The organism is Mycobacterium interjectum (assembly GCF_900078675.2).
In the GTDB taxonomy this organism is placed as follows: Bacteria; Actinomycetota; Actinomycetes; order Mycobacteriales; family Mycobacteriaceae; genus Mycobacterium; species Mycobacterium interjectum.
Genome location: NZ_LT546236.1, coordinates 138,779 through 154,495, shown reverse-complemented (window position 1 = coordinate 154,495; position 15,717 = coordinate 138,779). Strand labels below are relative to the sequence as shown.

At 69.4% G+C, this 15,717-nt stretch carries 15 protein-coding genes and 7 pseudogenes; 6 read left to right on the top strand and 16 right to left on the bottom strand.

From position 1 onward, the window contains the following. Window position 1: 1 nt before the first annotated feature. The 3 pseudogenes from rplD to rpsC all read right to left on the bottom strand — a co-directional run. Window positions 2–295, bottom strand: a pseudogene (gene rplD / locus BN4348_RS28200) (50S ribosomal protein L4); the annotation flags it as partial. Beyond that, window positions 295–387 (bottom strand): annotated as a pseudogene (gene rplC / locus BN4348_RS59240) (50S ribosomal protein L3); the annotation flags it as partial. The pseudogenes rplC and rplD, both read right to left, overlap by 1 nt. A gap of 8 nt (window positions 388–395) precedes the next feature. Beyond that, window positions 396–1,088 (bottom strand): annotated as a pseudogene (gene rpsC / locus BN4348_RS27335) (30S ribosomal protein S3); the annotation flags it as partial. 176 nt (window positions 1,089–1,264) lie between these two features. Here rpsC and BN4348_RS60280 point away from each other — a divergent pair. Then, window positions 1,265–1,438 carry a hypothetical protein gene (locus BN4348_RS60280; protein ID WP_211145676.1) on the top strand — a complete coding sequence of 58 codons (174 nt, stop codon included), beginning with the start codon at window positions 1,265–1,267 and terminating at the stop codon, window positions 1,436–1,438. Window positions 1,439–1,470: 32 nt separating this feature from the next. Here the strand turns inward: BN4348_RS60280 and mftG are convergent, their stop codons facing one another. The 10 genes and pseudogenes from mftG to mftA all read right to left on the bottom strand — a co-directional run bounded on the left by mftG (window position 1,471) and on the right by mftA (window position 9,137). Further along, window positions 1,471–2,892 (bottom strand): mycofactocin dehydrogenase MftG, encoded by a 1,422-nt coding sequence (gene mftG, locus BN4348_RS27245; RefSeq protein ID WP_066907327.1) that lies wholly within the window; start codon window positions 2,890–2,892, stop codon window positions 1,471–1,473. Between the two features lie 16 nt (window positions 2,893–2,908). After that, window positions 2,909–4,321 (bottom strand): mycofactocin biosynthesis glycosyltransferase MftF, encoded by a 1,413-nt coding sequence (mftF, locus tag BN4348_RS27215; RefSeq protein ID WP_066907324.1) that lies wholly within the window; start codon window positions 4,319–4,321, stop codon window positions 2,909–2,911. After that, entirely contained in the window at window positions 4,318–5,049 is a 732-nt protein-coding gene (mftE, locus tag BN4348_RS26980; RefSeq protein WP_066907318.1) for a mycofactocin biosynthesis peptidyl-dipeptidase MftE, read from the bottom strand. The genes mftF and mftE (BN4348_RS26980) overlap by 4 nt, the downstream gene beginning before the upstream one ends. Before the next feature lie 179 nt (window positions 5,050–5,228). Then, window positions 5,229–5,348: pseudogene (locus tag BN4348_RS62625) on the bottom strand (hypothetical protein); the annotation flags it as partial. Then, a pseudogene (locus BN4348_RS26975) lies at window positions 5,349–5,600 on the bottom strand (mycofactocin biosynthesis glycosyltransferase MftF); the annotation flags it as partial. After that, window positions 5,597–6,328 carry a mycofactocin biosynthesis peptidyl-dipeptidase MftE gene (gene mftE / locus BN4348_RS26905; protein ID WP_066907318.1) on the bottom strand — a complete coding sequence of 244 codons (732 nt, stop codon included), beginning with the start codon at window positions 6,326–6,328 and terminating at the stop codon, window positions 5,597–5,599. The gene mftE (BN4348_RS26905) and the pseudogene BN4348_RS26975, both read right to left, overlap by 4 nt. Before the next feature lie 179 nt (window positions 6,329–6,507). Further along, entirely contained in the window at window positions 6,508–7,668 is a 1,161-nt protein-coding gene (gene mftD / locus BN4348_RS26675; protein WP_066907314.1) for a pre-mycofactocin synthase MftD, read from the bottom strand. Further along, window positions 7,550–8,773: a mycofactocin radical SAM maturase gene (gene mftC, locus BN4348_RS26645; protein WP_167670431.1), complete on the bottom strand. Its 1,224-nt coding sequence runs from the start codon at window positions 8,771–8,773 to the stop codon at window positions 7,550–7,552. Before mftC ends, mftD begins: the two co-directional genes overlap by 119 nt. Then, window positions 8,770–9,042 (bottom strand): mycofactocin biosynthesis chaperone MftB, encoded by a 273-nt coding sequence (gene mftB / locus BN4348_RS26615; protein ID WP_066907311.1) that lies wholly within the window; start codon window positions 9,040–9,042, stop codon window positions 8,770–8,772. The genes mftC and mftB overlap by 4 nt, the downstream gene beginning before the upstream one ends. 5 nt (window positions 9,043–9,047) lie before the next feature. Next, window positions 9,048–9,137: a mycofactocin precursor MftA gene (gene mftA / locus BN4348_RS59230; protein ID WP_066907308.1), complete on the bottom strand. Its 90-nt coding sequence runs from the start codon at window positions 9,135–9,137 to the stop codon at window positions 9,048–9,050. Window positions 9,138–9,224: 87 nt separating this feature from the next. Here mftA and mftR (BN4348_RS25495) point away from each other — a divergent pair, with 87 nt between their 5' ends. The 5 genes and pseudogenes from mftR (BN4348_RS25495) to BN4348_RS24870 all read left to right on the top strand — a co-directional run bounded on the left by mftR (BN4348_RS25495) (window position 9,225) and on the right by BN4348_RS24870 (window position 12,405). After that, window positions 9,225–9,821, top strand: coding sequence for a mycofactocin system transcriptional regulator (mftR, locus tag BN4348_RS25495; protein ID WP_167670430.1), 597 nt, complete (start codon window positions 9,225–9,227; stop codon window positions 9,819–9,821). After that, window positions 9,818–10,186, top strand: a pseudogene (locus BN4348_RS24910) (DUF2332 family protein); the annotation flags it as partial. The gene mftR (BN4348_RS25495) and the pseudogene BN4348_RS24910, both read left to right, overlap by 4 nt. Continuing rightward, on the top strand, window positions 10,105–10,731 hold the full coding sequence (gene mftR / locus BN4348_RS24905) for a mycofactocin system transcriptional regulator (RefSeq protein ID WP_084453861.1): 627 nt from the start codon (window positions 10,105–10,107) through the stop codon (window positions 10,729–10,731). The pseudogene BN4348_RS24910 and the gene mftR (BN4348_RS24905), both read left to right, overlap by 82 nt. Continuing rightward, window positions 10,728–11,315: pseudogene (locus tag BN4348_RS24875) on the top strand (DUF2332 family protein); the annotation flags it as partial. The gene mftR (BN4348_RS24905) and the pseudogene BN4348_RS24875, both read left to right, overlap by 4 nt. 97 nt (window positions 11,316–11,412) lie before the next feature. Further along, window positions 11,413–12,405, top strand: coding sequence for a VOC family protein (locus tag BN4348_RS24870; protein WP_407937886.1), 993 nt, complete (start codon window positions 11,413–11,415; stop codon window positions 12,403–12,405). Here the strand turns inward: BN4348_RS24870 and BN4348_RS24860 are convergent. Genes BN4348_RS24860 through BN4348_RS62620 form a run of 3 tightly spaced genes read right to left on the bottom strand, consistent with a single transcriptional unit; the run spans window position 12,402 to window position 15,648 of the window. Then, a complete protein-coding gene (locus tag BN4348_RS24860; protein WP_066907300.1) occupies window positions 12,402–13,373 on the bottom strand; it encodes a D-2-hydroxyacid dehydrogenase family protein in 972 nt (323 codons plus the stop codon). The genes BN4348_RS24870 and BN4348_RS24860 overlap by 4 nt on opposite strands. Before the next feature lie 7 nt (window positions 13,374–13,380). After that, on the bottom strand, window positions 13,381–14,553 hold the full coding sequence (locus BN4348_RS24505; protein WP_235852604.1) for an NAD(P)/FAD-dependent oxidoreductase: 1,173 nt from the start codon (window positions 14,551–14,553) through the stop codon (window positions 13,381–13,383). A 24-nt stretch (window positions 14,554–14,577) separates the two neighbouring features. Further along, a complete protein-coding gene (locus BN4348_RS62620; protein ID WP_096866040.1) occupies window positions 14,578–15,648 on the bottom strand; it encodes an SDR family oxidoreductase in 1,071 nt (356 codons plus the stop codon). Window positions 15,649–15,717: the final 69 nt, after the last annotated feature.

Below are 15,717 nucleotides of genomic sequence, written 5' to 3'. Positions count from 1 at the left end.
AGTCACGCGGCTTGGGACCGTGCACGACGCCACCACCGGTGAACTGCGGCGCCCGCGTCGAACCCTGCCGCGCACGGCCGGTGCCCTTCTGCCGGTACGGCTTGCGCCCGCCGCCGCTGACCTCACCGCGGGTCTTGGTCGAGTGCGTGCCCTGGCGGGCGGCCGCCCGCTGGGCGGTGACCACCTGGTGCATCAGCGCGATGTTGGCTTCGGCGTCGAACAACTCGGCCGGCAGCTCGATGGAGCCGTCGACCTTGCCGTCCGGTGTCTTGACGTCAATCTTCTGCGCTGCCATTACTTCTCACCTCGTTTGATCGCGCTGCGCACCATCACGAGTCCACCGGTGCGGCCGGGGACCGCACCTTTGATGAGCAGCACGCCGTTCTCGGTATNCCCGACGGCCGCTCGCGGCGCGGACGCTCCGCGCCCGCCGGGGCGGCGGCGGCCAATTCGCGCTTGCCACCGACGATGTCGCCCTTGTAGATCCACACCTTCACGCCGATCCGGCCGAAAGTGGTCTTGGCCTCGTACAGGCCGTAGTCGATGTCGGCGCGCAGGGTGTGCAGCGGCACCCGGCCCTCGCGGTAGAACTCCGAGCGGCTCATCTCCGCGCCGCCGAGGCGGCCGGAGCACTGCACCCGGATGCCCTTGACGTTGGGCTGACGCATCGCCGACTGGATGGCCTTGCGCATCGCCCGGCGGAACGCCACGCGGTTGCTCAACTGCTCGGCGACGCCCTGCGCCACCAATTGCGCCTGCGACTCAGGGTTTTTGACCTCGAGGATGTTGAGCTGGACCTGCTTGCCGGTCAGCTTCTCCAGGTCGGCGCGGATCCGGTCGGCCTCGGTGCCGCGGCGGCCGATCACGATGCCGGGACGCGCGGTGTGGATGTCCACCCGAACCCGGTCGCGGGTGCGCTCGATCTCGACGTCGGCGATGCCGGCGCGCTCCAGGCCCGTGGACAGCAGCCGGCGGATCGCCACGTCTTCCTTGACGTAGTCGGCGTACTGCTTGTCGGCGTACCAGCGGGACTTCCAGTCAGTCGTGATGCCCAGCCGGAAGCCGTGCGGATTGATCTTCTGGCCCACTAGTCTGAGCCTCCCTTCGCTTCAGAAGCCTCAGAAGCCTTGGCCGGGGCCTTCTTTGCCGGTGCCTTCTTNCCGCGACGCCGGCTTACGCTCCGGCGGCCGCAGCGGCGGCCCCGCCGGCACCGGCAAGCATGCCGGTCGAGACGGCGCCCGTGGAAGCACCGGCATTCTCTCCCGTGACCGCGGCGCAGGCGATGCCGATCACCACGCCGCTCAACGCGGCGCCCGCGGCAACGCCGAACTACTCTCCGGCGACGCCGGCCTACTCTCCGGCGGCAGCGGCCGGATCTCACGAGGAGCAACCGATGGCGGCGGGCATGCCGATCGAGATGGAGCCCTACTCGGCCTGATTCACCGCGCGCCGTTCTTCCGTAGCCTCAACTCACGCAACGAATTCGGCGGCCCGGTGCCCGAGCATCACGATCGTCGCGTGCGGTCCGCGGCTGGTGATCGCGGGCAGGATGGAACCGTCGATCACCCAAAGGTTTTGGACTCCCAGCACCCGGCAACGCGGGTCAACGACGGCGCCCATCGGTGCGGTGCCGCACAGGTGCTGGGACGTCGACCACACCGGCGCGCCGACAGAGGCTGTGGCGCCGGCCAATTCGCGCGCGAGTTCGCTTCCCTCGCGCAGCGCCGCGACGTCGTCGGGCTCGCTGTCGTAGCGGTGCTCGATCCGCGGCGGCACGGCCGGGTCTGGCGAGACCAGCGTGATGCGCCCGCGCGCCCGCGGCCGCATCAGCGCCACCCCGATGTGCGGCCAGTCCGGATGCCCCGCGGTGCCGTCACCGGTCATCGCCACGAACCCACCCGTGTACGGCCTGATCTCGAGACCGTCGGTGGTCCCGAGCACGACCTCCACCACGGGACGGCCGGGCGCCACGGTCCAGTTCGTCGGCAACACCCACTCGGGGTGGTCGCTGCACGACCTGCCCACCGGCAGCGGCGTCACCACCGGGACACCGACGGCCCGCAGCATCGCTTCGTCGCCGATGCCGGACAGCATCAGCAGATGAGCCGACTGTATCGCACCGGCGCACAACACTATTCGGTCGGCGGACAGCACCATCGGCCCGTGCGGGCCGATGGCTTCGACGCCGACCACGGTGGCCCCGGAGAAGCGCAGTCGCACCGCCCGGGTGCGCTCCAGCAGTGCCAGGTTGGGCCGCCCCAGCGCCGGGAGGAGATATGCCGCACCGGAGCCGGTGCGTACGCCATCGACGATGTTCAGCGGAACCGCGCCCAGTCCCGAAATCGGTTCCGGCCCAGAGTCATTGAGATCATCGATCCACCGAAATCCGGCACTCTGCGCCGCCGAGATGAAAGTTTCTGTGGTGCCGGTCATTTCGCGCGTCCGGCGCACGGCGATCGGGCCGCTCTTACCGTGGGCGGGGCCGTCGAAATCCAGGTCGGTCTCGATGGCGCGGAAGTGCTCGAGCACCTCGGACCATGTCCAGCCGGGTAACGGGTCGCGGTCGAAGTCACTGGACAGGGCGCGGCAGAAGTAGCCGCCGTTGATGGCCCCCGAACCGCCCACCGTCTTCCCGCGCACGATCGGAAGCTTGAGATCGTGCCGATCGGTGAGGTGGGTCAGGTAGCGCTCGGCCACCGGGCTGCCTACCCCGATCGGCAGTTGCAGCCCATTGGCGGTCAACGCCAGCAAGTCCGGATCGGAGAGGCCCGGGCCCGCCTCGAGGACCGTCACGGTGCGGCCGGGATCGCGACAAAGGCGTTCGGCAACAACCGATCCGGCGCTTCCGGCGCCGACGATCAGCACGTCGCTGCGCGGGATGGCCCCGGTCAAGGCGGCTTGGGGACCACTACGTGCGGATCTGTGGTTTGAGCGCGCGCACGTTGCGTTCGCGCGCCACACCCCACCACAGCCCGAGGCCGTAGGCCAGGTCGTCGATGCGCTTGAGCAACAGGTAGGTCAGCAGCCCGATCGGTTCGGCGTCGTCGTCGGTGGCGTCGCGACGGCGGAGCCAGTCCACCACGCCGTCCATCACGGCGGCGACCAGCACCACGCGTCTGCAGTGGCGCGACAGGACGGCCGCGAGCAACGCCACCGGCCAGTAGTGCCGGCAGACGGCCGACGCCAGCTGCAGCGCCGCCGCCCACAGACCGCGGGTGGCGATCGTCACGACATCCCACAGCGAGGTCTCGGCGCTGCGCATGGCCTTGGCGATCCGACGGCCCGTCACCAGCGCGACCACGATCGAGGCGAGTTGGCCGAGGCTGGTCCCCAGCGCCATGAGCGTCCAGGCCATCAAGGCCCAGCCGGAGATGACCACCGGCGCCGTCTTGTCCGGGTGACGCACGGACAGCGGGGCGGCCGAGCCGCCATAGAATGCCTTGCGCGCAAGCCAGTCCCGCAATTCCGTGCGGTGATCGTGCGCGACCTGCGCGATCGGCTCGTAGCGCAGGCGGGCCCCCGCTTCGATGAGCCGCCAGCACAGGTCGACGTCCTCGCCGGACTGCATGGTCTCGTCGAACCCGCCCACGTCGCGGAGGGTCGAGCGGCGGCAGATGATGGCCGCGCTGGGCACGTAGGACACCGTGCTGTGGGGCAGCACCGGGGCCTCGCGCTCCCCGAGGTCCAGCGACGAGTGCACCGCCTCGTACCGCGCCACCACGTTCTCGCTGTGGGACAAACCGACGATGCGCGGCGCGACCAGTGCGACGGTGGGATCGCAGAAGTGACCGAGCAGGGCCTCCAGCCAACCCCGGCGCGGCGTCACGTCGGAGTCCAGGAAGGCGACGAAGTCGGTCGTGCAGGCGGCCAGCCCGGTGTTGCGTGCCGCCGCCGGACCCTTGCTGTAGGAGTGCCGCAGCACCTCGACGTCGCAGTGCGCGCCGATGAAGTCTTCGGCCTCGATGGGCGGGAAGGAGCCGTCGTCGACCACCACGACGCGCAGCCCGCGCAGTGAGCTCACCAGCCGCCGCACGCCGGAAACGTTGTCTCGCACCGGGATTACCACGGTCACGTCGCGGTGCGACGGGCCTCCCGCGGGCCGGGGGTGGGCCACCGTGGCGTCCAGCAGGGTGCGGGCCAGCTGCGCGCTGACGTCGTCGCGGACCTTCAGCCGGCCGTCGGACAGCATGCTCTGGGCGGCCGGAGCCAACTTCAGCAGGCGCGTCGGTGACCCGCCCAGCAGAGCCGAGCCGTCGCCGAGCACCCGCACGCGGCGATCGACCTGGACGGCGAATCCGTCCGGCAACCGGGTGGCCGTCATGTGAGCATCCCGTCGGGCCCGGGCGACCACCGGGCGACTCGACGGACACAGTCGTCGACCATCTCGCCGAAGATGCGCCGGCCCTCGGCGGCGGTCGCGGTCGTCGGGTCCCCCAACACCCCGACCGGGCTGACCGCCGCGACTCCCCCGCGACGCATCGCGGGGAGCAACTCGGGCAGTGGCGCCCGGTTGCCGGCGAGCCACCGCTCGGTCAGCACCTCCTCCGGTGAGATATGGAGCAACACGGATGTTTCGGTATGGCCGGCGTGGGCGTCCCCGCCGGCGGCCACGCAGGGGCACCACCCGGCGTCTCGTCCTTCGGCGCGCAGCCGTCCGACGGCCGCGCTCAACGCGCCGACGTTGCCGCCGTGGCCGTTGACGAAGACCAGGCTCGGGGCCCAGCACGCGGCTGACCTGCCGTACTCCACCAGCAGTTGCGTCAGGGCCTCGGTGCCGATCGAGATGGTGCCGGCGAAATCTTGGTGTTCGCCGCTGGCGCCGTAGGCGATGGCCGGCGCGACCAGCCAGGGTTGTTCGAGGCGCGCCCGGGCCCCCCGGGCGACCGCGGCCGCGATGCGGGTGTCAGTGTCCAACGGCAGGTGCGGACCATGTTGTTCGGTCGACCCCAGCGGGACCATTATTGACGGCGAGGTACTGAATAGCTGGCTCGACGTCGCCGCTCCTAATTCGCCGAGTACGGGCACTGGCTGATGGTAGGACGAATTCACCTGGCGTGCACCAATTGTTGACCCTCGAAAATTATTTTTTTCTGGCTTGTTCACCGAGCGGTCGAATATGGTGACTCGTCCGTCACGGTTACCACGCGAACACCACAATTTTCGCGACGGCGGATTGAGATTAGATCAAATCCAGATCAAATCCTAGGAATCCCGCCCAACATTCTCAACTATGCGGGCGGCACCCCGAGCGACCGGGTGAAGCCGGCCGGCACCAGGACGTCGTCCGGGCCGAGGTCGTGGACCGACGAGTGCCCCAAACCCATCAGCGCCGAGTCGATGCCCCCGNTCACGTCGCGGTGCGACGGGCCTCCCGCGGGCCGGGGGTGGGCCACCGTGGCGTCCAGCAGGGTGCGGGCCAGCTGCGCGCTGACGTCGTCGCGGACCTTCAGCCGGCCGTCGGACAGCATGCTCTGGGCGGCCGGAGCCAACTTCAGCAGGCGCGTCGGTGACCCGCCCAGCAGAGCCGAGCCGTCGCCGAGCACCCGCACGCGGCGATCGACCTGGACGGCGAATCCGTCCGGCAACCGGGTGGCCGTCATGTGAGCATCCCGTCGGGCCCGGGCGACCACCGGGCGACTCGACGGACACAGTCGTCGACCATCTCGCCGAAGATGCGCCGGCCCTCGGCGGCGGTCGCGGTCGTCGGGTCCCCCAACACCCCGACCGGGCTGACCGCCGCGACTCCCCCGCGACGCATCGCGGGGAGCAACTCGGGCAGTGGCGCCCGGTTGCCGGCGAGCCACCGCTCGGTCAGCACCTCCTCCGGTGAGATATGGAGCAACACGGATGTTTCGGTATGGCCGGCGTGGGCGTCCCCGCCGGCGGCCACGCAGGGGCACCACCCGGCGTCTCGTCCTTCGGCGCGCAGCCGTCCGACGGCCGCGCTCAACGCGCCGACGTTGCCGCCGTGGCCGTTGACGAAGACCAGGCTCGGGGCCCAGCACGCGGCTGACCTGCCGTACTCCACCAGCAGTTGCGTCAGGGCCTCGGTGCCGATCGAGATGGTGCCGGCGAAATCTTGGTGTTCGCCGCTGGCGCCGTAGGCGATGGCCGGCGCGACCAGCCAGGGTTGTTCGAGGCGCGCCCGGGCCCCCCGGGCGACCGCGGCCGCGATGCGGGTGTCAGTGTCCAACGGCAGGTGCGGACCATGTTGTTCGGTCGACCCCAGCGGGACCATTATTGACGGCGAGGTACTGAATAGCTGGCTCGACGTCGCCGCTCCTAATTCGCCGAGTACGGGCACTGGCTGATGGTAGGACGAATTCACCTGGCGTGCACCAATTGTTGACCCTCGAAAATTATTTTTTTCTGGCTTGTTCACCGAGCGGTCGAATATGGTGACTCGTCCGTCACGGTTACCACGCGAACACCACAATTTTCGCGACGGCGGATTGAGATTAGATCAAATCCAGATCAAATCCTAGGAATCCCGCCCAACATTCTCAACTATGCGGGCGGCACCCCGAGCGACCGGGTGAAGCCGGCCGGCACCAGGACGTCGTCCGGGCCGAGGTCGTGGACCGACGAGTGCCCCAAACCCATCAGCGCCGAGTCGATGCCCCCGCGCAAGATGTCGAGAACGTTTTCCACCCCCGCCTGCCCGGCCGCGGCGAGGCCCCACAGATAGGCGCGGCCGATCATCACCGCCCGCGCCCCCAGGGCCACCGCCTTGACGACGTCGCTCCCGCGGCGGATGCCGCCGTCGAGCAGGACCTCGACCTGATCGCCGACCGCCGCGGCCACCGCGGGCAGGGCGCGAATCGACGCCGGCGTGCCGTCCAGGTTGTTGCCGCCGTGATTGGACACCGAGATCGCCGAAACACCGGCATCCACAGCCCTTTTGGCGTCATCGACGCGCATCACGCCCTTGAGCATGAAGGGCCCGCCCCACAGCTCGCGCAGCCAGGCGATGTCCTCCCACGTCGGCGGCGAGGTGCCCATCCACTCCCCGTAGGCGTCGAAGAACGCCGGGCCTGGCTCACCGCGGCGGCCCTGGTTCGGCACCCGCAGGTCCGGCGGGCGCAGCGTCTTGCCGTACTTGAACAGCCAGCGGGGCTTGAAGACGGCCTCCGGAGACTGCCGCAGGACGGTCCGCAGGTTCATGGCTTCGGGGATCTTCGGGCTGCCCCAGTCGCGCCCGTGCGAGAACGACCAGTCGGTGGTGACGATCAACCCGACCGCGCCGGCCTGGCGCGCGCGTTCCACCCGCTGGGCGATCGCGTCGCGCCCGCCCAGCCAGTACACCTGGAAGAACACCTTGGGGTTGGCGGCGATGACGTCCTCGATCGGCTTGCTCGCGAAAGAGGACAGGCCCATCGCCGTTCCCCGCGCCGCTGCGGCTCGCGCGACGGCGACCTCACCGTCCGGGTCGACCGCCTGGACACCGGTCGGCGAAATCAACACCGGCATCGAAATATCTTGTCCCATAACGGTGGTCGACAAGTCGCGTTTTTCCTGCGCGCCGACGACGTGGGGAGCGAATCCGAGCTCACCAAATGCCGCGATGTTGTCGGAGACGGTGATTCCCTTTTCGCTGCCCGCGAGCAGCGCCGAGTAAACGGATTTCGGGAGCCGCCGCTTCGCGCGTTGCTNGTCCCTTATCCCCATCTAGAGTGGTATAAGAGACACGTCGCGGGGTGTGCCGCTCGCGGGCCAGCGCCGGGGCGCTGTGCCCCTGGACGCATTCGGGGTCCGGGCCGTCCAGCGGCAGGCCGGTGAAGAATTTTGCCGCCATGCAGCCGCCCCGGCAGCTGTCGTAGTGCCCGCAGCTGCCGCAGGCGCCCGCCGACTGCGGTTGCCGCAGCTCGCGAAACAGCGGCGCGTTCTTCCAGACGTTGTCAAATCCGCCGTCGGACAAGACGTTTCCCGCCAGGAATCGGTCGTGGATGGCGAACGGGCAGGCGTACACGTCACCCACGGGGTCGATCAGGCACACCACCCGCCCCGCCCCGCACATGTTCAGGCCGGCCAGGGCGCCCGATGAGCCGAGCGGTGCCAGGTGGAAGAAGGAGTCACCGGTGAGCACCCGCTCCCCGTTGGCGACCAGCCAGTCGTACAGCTGCACCTGCTGGGCGGCGGTGGGGTGCAGCTCCTCCCACACGTCGGCTCCCCGGCCCGAGGGACGCAGCCGGGTGATGCGCAGGGTGGCACCGTAACGGCTTGCCAGCGCCGCGAATTCGTCGAGCTGGCCGACGTTGTGCCGGGTCACGACGACGGAGATCTTCGCATCTTTGAAGCCGGCCGCCGCGAGGTTCTCCAGCGCGCGCACCGCCATCGCGAACGAGCCGTCGCCGCGCACGGCGTCGTTGACCTCGGCGGTCGCGCCGTCGAGCGAGATCTGGACGTCGACGTAGTCACTGGCGGCCAGCCGCGCGGCGACCTCCGGGGTGATCCGGACGCCGTTCGTGGAGAATTTCACGCCGACGTGGTGCGCGGTCGCATAGTCGACCAGCTCCCAAAAGTCCGGGCGCACCGTGGGTTCCCCGCCGCCGATGTTGACGTAGAACACCTGCATGCGTTCCAGCTCGTCGATGATGTCCATGCACTGGCGGGTGGACAACTCGCGTGGATCGCGTTTGCCCGACGACGAAAGGCAATGCACGCAGGCCAGGTTGCATGCGTACGTCAGTTCCCAGGTCAGGCAGATGGGAGCGTCCAGCCCGCGCTCGAACTGCTCGATGAGACGCGGCACGGGGGAAGTTGCAGCCGTCATTGGACCTCCTGAAGTACCAACATCTTTGAATCGGCCAACACGCCCAGCGCGTGCAGGTAGGGCCCCTGCCCGGGGTCGTCCACGCCCGCGGCGCGGCAGGCGGACCGGACATCGGGATGGTCGGCCAGCGACCGCACCACGGTGAGGATGGTGCGGTTCTTCAGAAAGGACAGCTTGCGGGTGCCGAAATGGTAGAGCAGGGCGCCGAACGGCTCCGGCCGCACCGCCACCTGCGGGTGCAACCGCCAGCCGCGATCGGGGTCGAACACGCGGATCAGTAGACCCCGCACATCCCGTCGATCGACACCTCTTCCACCAGGGTCTCGGTGACGAGCTCGGTCGCGGTCTCGGTTTCGTGGTCCATCTGGATTTCCTCCCTTGAGGGCTCGACAACGACGGATCGTTCTGGACACAATATGGCATCGAGTGCCGCAATGGAAGGGCGGGTCCGATGATGCCGCAGCCGCGGGTGGGCCGGCGCCGCTCCACGACACCGGGCCACATCACCGACGTCGCCCTCGACCTGTTCGCCGCTAGAGGGTTCGCCGAGGTCAGTGTCGACGACGTCGCGCACGCGGCCGGGATCGCCCGCCGCACGGTGTTTCGCTATTACGCCTCCAAGAACGCCATCCTCTGGGGCGACTTCGATGCCCACCTCGCGCACCTGCAGCAGCTGCTCGACACGGTCGACCCGCGGGTCCCGCTGGGCGAGGCGCTGCGCGCGGCGCTGCTGGCGTTCAACACCTTTGACGAGTGCGAAACCGTCCGGCACCGGCAGCGCATGCGCGTCATCCTGGAAACCGCGGAGCTGCAGGCCTATTCGATGACGATGTATGCGGGATGGCGCGCGGTGATGGCGGGCTTCGTGGCCCACCGGTTGGGACTCAAGACGACCGATCCGGTGCCGCAGACCGTCGGCTGGACCATGCTCGGGGTGGCGCTGAGCGCCTATGAGCACTGGCTCTCCGACGAGTCCGTCCCGTTGCCCGTCGCGCTCGGCAACGCGTTCGACGTCGTCGGCGCCGGGCTGGAAAGTCTGGACCGATGAACGCGGGCCCCGAGCACTTGCTGCACATGCTGCGCTCGCAGGGCCGGTTCTGCGCGGGCTCCGGCTCCCCGATGTACGGGGAGCTCTTCGAGTTGGTGGCCGGCGACGTCGCGGCGGGCGGCGTGTTCGCCGCGATTCTGTCCGGCCACGAGGACGACCCGTCGCGCCTCGCGGTGCCGCTGCGGCTGCTCGGCGGGCTGCACCGGTTGGTGCTCGACGGCCGGGCCCCGGAATTGCGACGCTGGTATCCCAGCACCGGCGGCGCGTGGGACGCTCGCGACGCCTGGCCCGAAGTCCTGGGCACCGCCGCTCGTCACGGCGAGTTTCTGCGTGCGGTGCTGCAGCAACCGCCGCAGACCAACGAGGNACCGACGTCGCCCTCGACCTGTTCGCCGCTAGAGGGTTCGCCGAGGTCAGTGTCGACGACGTCGCGCACGCGGCCGGGATCGCCCGCCGCACGGTGTTTCGCTATTACGCCTCCAAGAACGCCATCCTCTGGGGCGACTTCGATGCCCACCTCGCGCACCTGCAGCAGCTGCTCGACACGGTCGACCCGCGGGTCCCGCTGGGCGAGGCGCTGCGCGCGGCGCTGCTGGCGTTCAACACCTTTGACGAGTGCGAAACCGTCCGGCACCGGCAGCGCATGCGCGTCATCCTGGAAACCGCGGAGCTGCAGGCCTATTCGATGACGATGTATGCGGGATGGCGCGCGGTGATGGCGGGCTTCGTGGCCCACCGGTTGGGACTCAAGACGACCGATCCGGTGCCGCAGACCGTCGGCTGGACCATGCTCGGGGTGGCGCTGAGCGCCTATGAGCACTGGCTCTCCGACGAGTCCGTCCCGTTGCCCGTCGCGCTCGGCAACGCGTTCGACGTCGTCGGCGCCGGGCTGGAAAGTCTGGACCGATGAACGCGGGCCCCGAGCACTTGCTGCACATGCTGCGCTCGCAGGGCCGGTTCTGCGCGGGCTCCGGCTCCCCGATGTACGGGGAGCTCTTCGAGTTGGTGGCCGGCGACGTCGCGGCGGGCGGCGTGTTCGCCGCGATTCTGTCCGGCCACGAGGACGACCCGTCGCGCCTCGCGGTGCCGCTGCGGCTGCTCGGCGGGCTGCACCGGTTGGTGCTCGACGGCCGGGCCCCGGAATTGCGACGCTGGTATCCCAGCACCGGCGGCGCGTGGGACGCTCGCGACGCCTGGCCCGAAGTCCTGGGCACCGCCGCTCGTCACGGCGAGTTTCTGCGTGCGGTGCTGCAGCAACCGCCGCAGACCAACGAGGTGGGCCGCTCCGCAGCGCTGATCGGCGGGCTGTTGCGGCTGGAGCACGGATTGGGCTTGCCGGTAAGGCTTTTCGAGATCGGATCGAGCGCCGGGCTGAACATGCGGGCCGACCATTACCACTACCGGTACGACCGCGGCCGGTGGGGACCGGTCGGCTCGCCGGTGAGGATCGACGACGCGTGGCGCGGCGCCCTGCCGCCCGACGGCACCGNCCGCCGCCGCGGCCGCCCCGCGCCCGGCGGCGCTGCCCTACCTCAGCGTCGGGGACGCGCGGGCGGCGATCGCCTGGTACGCCGACGCCTTCGGCGCCGACGTGATCGGCGAACCGATTGTGATGGAGGACGGCCGAATCGGGCACGCGGAGCTTGCGATCGCCGGGGGCGTGCTGTATCTCGCCGACGAATACCCGGAGTTCGGCCTGAAAGCCCCTGCGCCCGGCCGGGTTTCGGTGAGCCTGCTGCTGCGCGTCACCGACACCGACGCCGCACTGCGACGGGCGACCGAAGGCGGTGCCGCCGTCGAGCGCGAGCCCTACGAAAACTACGGAAACCGCACCGCGACCATCATCGACCCCTTCGGCCACCGGTGGATGCTCTCCGGCCCCACCGCGCCGTCGCGCATTCAACCGGGCGACCTCGGGTACGTCTCGGTGTGGACCCCCGACCCTGATCGCGCGGCCGACTTCTACGGCCACGTCCTGGGCTGGACCTACGACCCCGAATCGCACCGGGTCACCAACACCGAGCTGCCGACCGGCATTGCCGCCAGTCCGGGGACACCCACCCTGTTCTGCTGCTACGCCGTCGCCGATGTCGAGGCCGCCCGCGCGGCGATCGCGGAGGCGGGCGGTGTCGCGGGCGAAACCCGGGACACCGAGTACGGCGTGCTACTCGAGGCCACCGACCCGCACGGGGTGGCGTTCGCGGTGTTCGAGCCGCCGCCCGGACGAAAGCGTCCGGAACTCAACGGTTCCGGGCCCGGCGAGCTGTCCTACGTCACCTACCTGGTGCCGGATTCCGCGGGCTTCCGCGACTTCTACGGCCGGGTGCTGGGATGGGCCTTCGAACCCGGCCGGGTGGCCGACGGCTGGCAGGTGGTGGGCGCCCATCCGATGGCAGGCGCGGCCGGCGGCAGCGCCGAGCCGACGACGGTGCCGATGTGGACGGTGCCGGATATCGAGGCGGCCGTCGTGCGCGTCCGCGAGGCCGGCGGCACCGTGCTCGCCGAGCCGGCCCGCCAGCCATACGGCGTGACCGCCGAGTGCGCCGACGATCAGGGTGGCCGCTTCTATCTCGGCGAGTTCTAGGGGTTCGCGATCCGGATGGGCGCCCCGTCCAGCCAGGCCACGACGGCCTCGACGGTGTCCGCGTAGAAGGCGCCGAGCATCTCGCGGGTGACGTAGCCCAGGTGGGGGGACAGCGTGACGTTCGCCAACGCCCGCAACGGGTGGTCGGGCGGGGGCGGTTCGGCGTCATAGACGTCGAGCCCGGCCCCCGCGATCCGCCCGGTCCGCAGCGCGTCGATCAGAGCGGCCTCGTCCACGATCGGGCCGCGGGAGGTGTTGATCAGGTACGCGTGCGGCTTCATCAGGGCCAGCTCGGGATCACCGACCAGGCCCCGGGTGCGCTCGGAGAGCACCAGGTGGATGGACACCACGTCGGCTTCGGCGAACAGGGCCTCCTTCTCGACCCGGCGGGCGCCGACCGCCGCCGCGGCCTGTTCGGTGAGGTTCTGGCTCCACGCGATGACCTGCATGCCAAACACTTTCGCGTATTCGGCCATGCGGCTGCCGGTCCTGCCCAGGCCGAGCAGCCCGATCGTCTTGCCGGACAATGTCATCCCGGTGGTGCTCTGCCAACCCCCGGCGCGCATGCTCCGATGCTCTTCAGCGAGGTTGCGCACCGTCGCGATCAGCAACCCCCAGGCCAGTTCCGGGGTGGCATCGCTGACCGAGGCGAATCGCGGATTGGCGAAGTCCGAGTGGGCGACCAGCACGCCGCGCTCGCGGGCCGCCGCCATGTCCAGGTTCGGCAGGCTCCGGCCGACGATGGTGATCAGCTTCAGGTTCGGCAGCCGCTCGATGAGCGTGCGCGGCAGGGCCATCCGCTCGCGCATGGTGCAAATCACGTCGAAGGGCCGCAGCGCCTCCGCCGCTTCCGACTCGGACAGATTCCGGTCGAAAACGGTTACCTCGGAACGGTTTTGCACCCGCGACCAGTCGGCGAGGTCGAGGGCCAGGCCGGCATAGTCGTCGAGTATCGCGACCTTGGGCATGACAGCGTCAGCCCAGCACCTCGGCGATGGGCGCGGCGGAGGCGATCTTGGCGCGGACCTTCATGACCTTGCCCGGCATTCCGCCGCCCACCACGCCGACCAGCACCCCGTCGCGCTCGTAATAGGCGAGGAACTTGCGCCCGTCGTCCTCCACGAGATGGACGGTGTCGGTGGCCTCGGGCTCCCCCAGGCACTGGATCTTGACGTCGTACTGGTCGCTCCAGAAATACGGGACGACGGCGTTGGTGGGAACGTCCCGCCCGAGCATCGCAGGCACCACCACCCGGGCCTGGTCGGCGACGTTACTCCAATGTTCCACGCGCGCTTGGTGTCCCGTCGCATCCCGCCAGGAGGCGACGTCCCCCAGCGCCCACACGTTCGGTGCGCTGGTGCGGCCGGCCTCGTCGCAGACGACACCGTTATCGACGTCGACGCCGCTGCCCTCGAGCCATTCGGTCGCCGGGCGTGACCCGATGCCGACAACGACCAGATCGGCGGGCAGTTCCGTCCCGTCGGTCAGCACCACGGCGTCGACATGGCCCTCGCCGCGCACCTCGGCCACGCCGACACCGAGGCGGACGTCCACGCCCTCGTCGCGGTGCAGCCGCGCCACCAGCGCGCCGATCTGCTCGCCGAGCATGGCGGCCAGCGGCGTCGGCTGCGGCTCGACCAGCACCACGTCCACCCCGAGGGTGCGCATGCTGGCCGCCACCTCGCAGCCGATGAACCCGGCGCCGATGACGACGGCGCGTTGCGCGGCGGACGCGTGCTCGCGCAACGCCATGCTTTCGTCGAACGAGCGCAGCACCCGAATGCCCTCGAGATCCGGTAGCGCGAGAATGCGCCGCGGCACCAACCCGGTGGCGATGACGAGTTCGTCGTAGCCGAGCACCGATCCGTCGTCCAGCGTGACCGTCTGCGCGGCGGTGTCGAGACCGGTGGCCGCGCAACCGAGTCGCAGGGTGATGTCGTTGTCGTCGTACCACTCGCGGGGCTTGAGGGCCACGTCGTCGACCTCTTTGCGCAGCACCTCTTTGGACAACGGCGGGCGGTCGTACGGCAGGTGCACCTCGTCGCTGACGATCGTGATACGCCCGGTGTATTCCGATCGGCGCAATTGCTCGGCGGTCCGGGCCCCGGCGAGCCCGCCACCCACGATCACGATGCCTTTTTCGGTCACGTGGTGTTCATACACGATCGCGAATTAGTACTTCAAGGCGCCCTTGTCCACCGGGACCTGGGTGCCCGACAACGTGCCCGAGCCGTCGCCAGCCAACCAGACGACGACATCGGAAACCTCGTCGGGCGTCATGAACCCCTTGTACTGCATCGGCATTGGCGGGAAGCTGTGCACGTAACGCGGATGCTTGGCAAAGATCTCCATCATCGCCTCCGGCTCGATCATCGGGGTGTCGACCGAGTACGGGTGGATGGAGTTGACCCGGATGTCGTATTCGCCGAGTTCGATGGCCAGCGTGTTGGTCAGCGCGGTGAGCCCGAACTTGCTCGCGGAGTAGTGGCCGTTACCCGGCGTCGCCTTCAGGCCCGCCGACGAGCTGACGACGACGATCGACCCGCCNCCGCCGGCCGCCGCCGGCTGGGGGGCCGGAGCCTGCTGTTCGGCCACCCGCCGCACCACGGCCTGGACCTGCTGGCGCAGCACGGGATTGGACCGGATGTCGACCATCCGATTGAGCGGAACGTTGTTCGCCTTGAGGATCTGCAGGATCTCCATCAGCGGGCCGGCCTGCCCGCTGAGGTCGTACGTCGTGTTGTCCTCGGCCACCGTGAACTGCGCCGGCACCAGCCCGTTGACCAAAGCGCTGCGTTCCCAGTCGATCCGGTATTCACCGGTGGTGGGGTTGACCAGCACCACGACCTTGCGGGCGTTGAGGTTCCCGAGCCGGGTCACGCTGGCGATCACCCGGTCCTCGCTGTCGAACGGCAGAAACCCGGGCCCCGCGATGTGCAGGTAGACCTTGACCACCTGTTGGTTGTTGATCCACGTACCCGTCTCGCTGAGCCCGGTGATCTGTGCCAGTGCCAGCACGCCGTTCTGCTCGAGCTCCGCGTTCTTGGCGGATGACTTCGCCCCATAGTTGGCCAGCGCGAGCGCGATCACCACGTCGGCCACGGTGATCAGCAGGCCCACGTAGAGCATCCACTGCAACAGGTTGCCGAACCCGAGGGTGAAGTAGACGACCAAAAAGATCGGACCCACCAGGCCGCCGCACAGCAAAACAATCAACTGTGCCTTCAGGTAGCGCGCCAACACGTGTCTCTCCTCATCTCGCTGGGAAGTCCGTGTCAGATTAGCGCTCGACCGGCGGTCGCGATAGCCGAG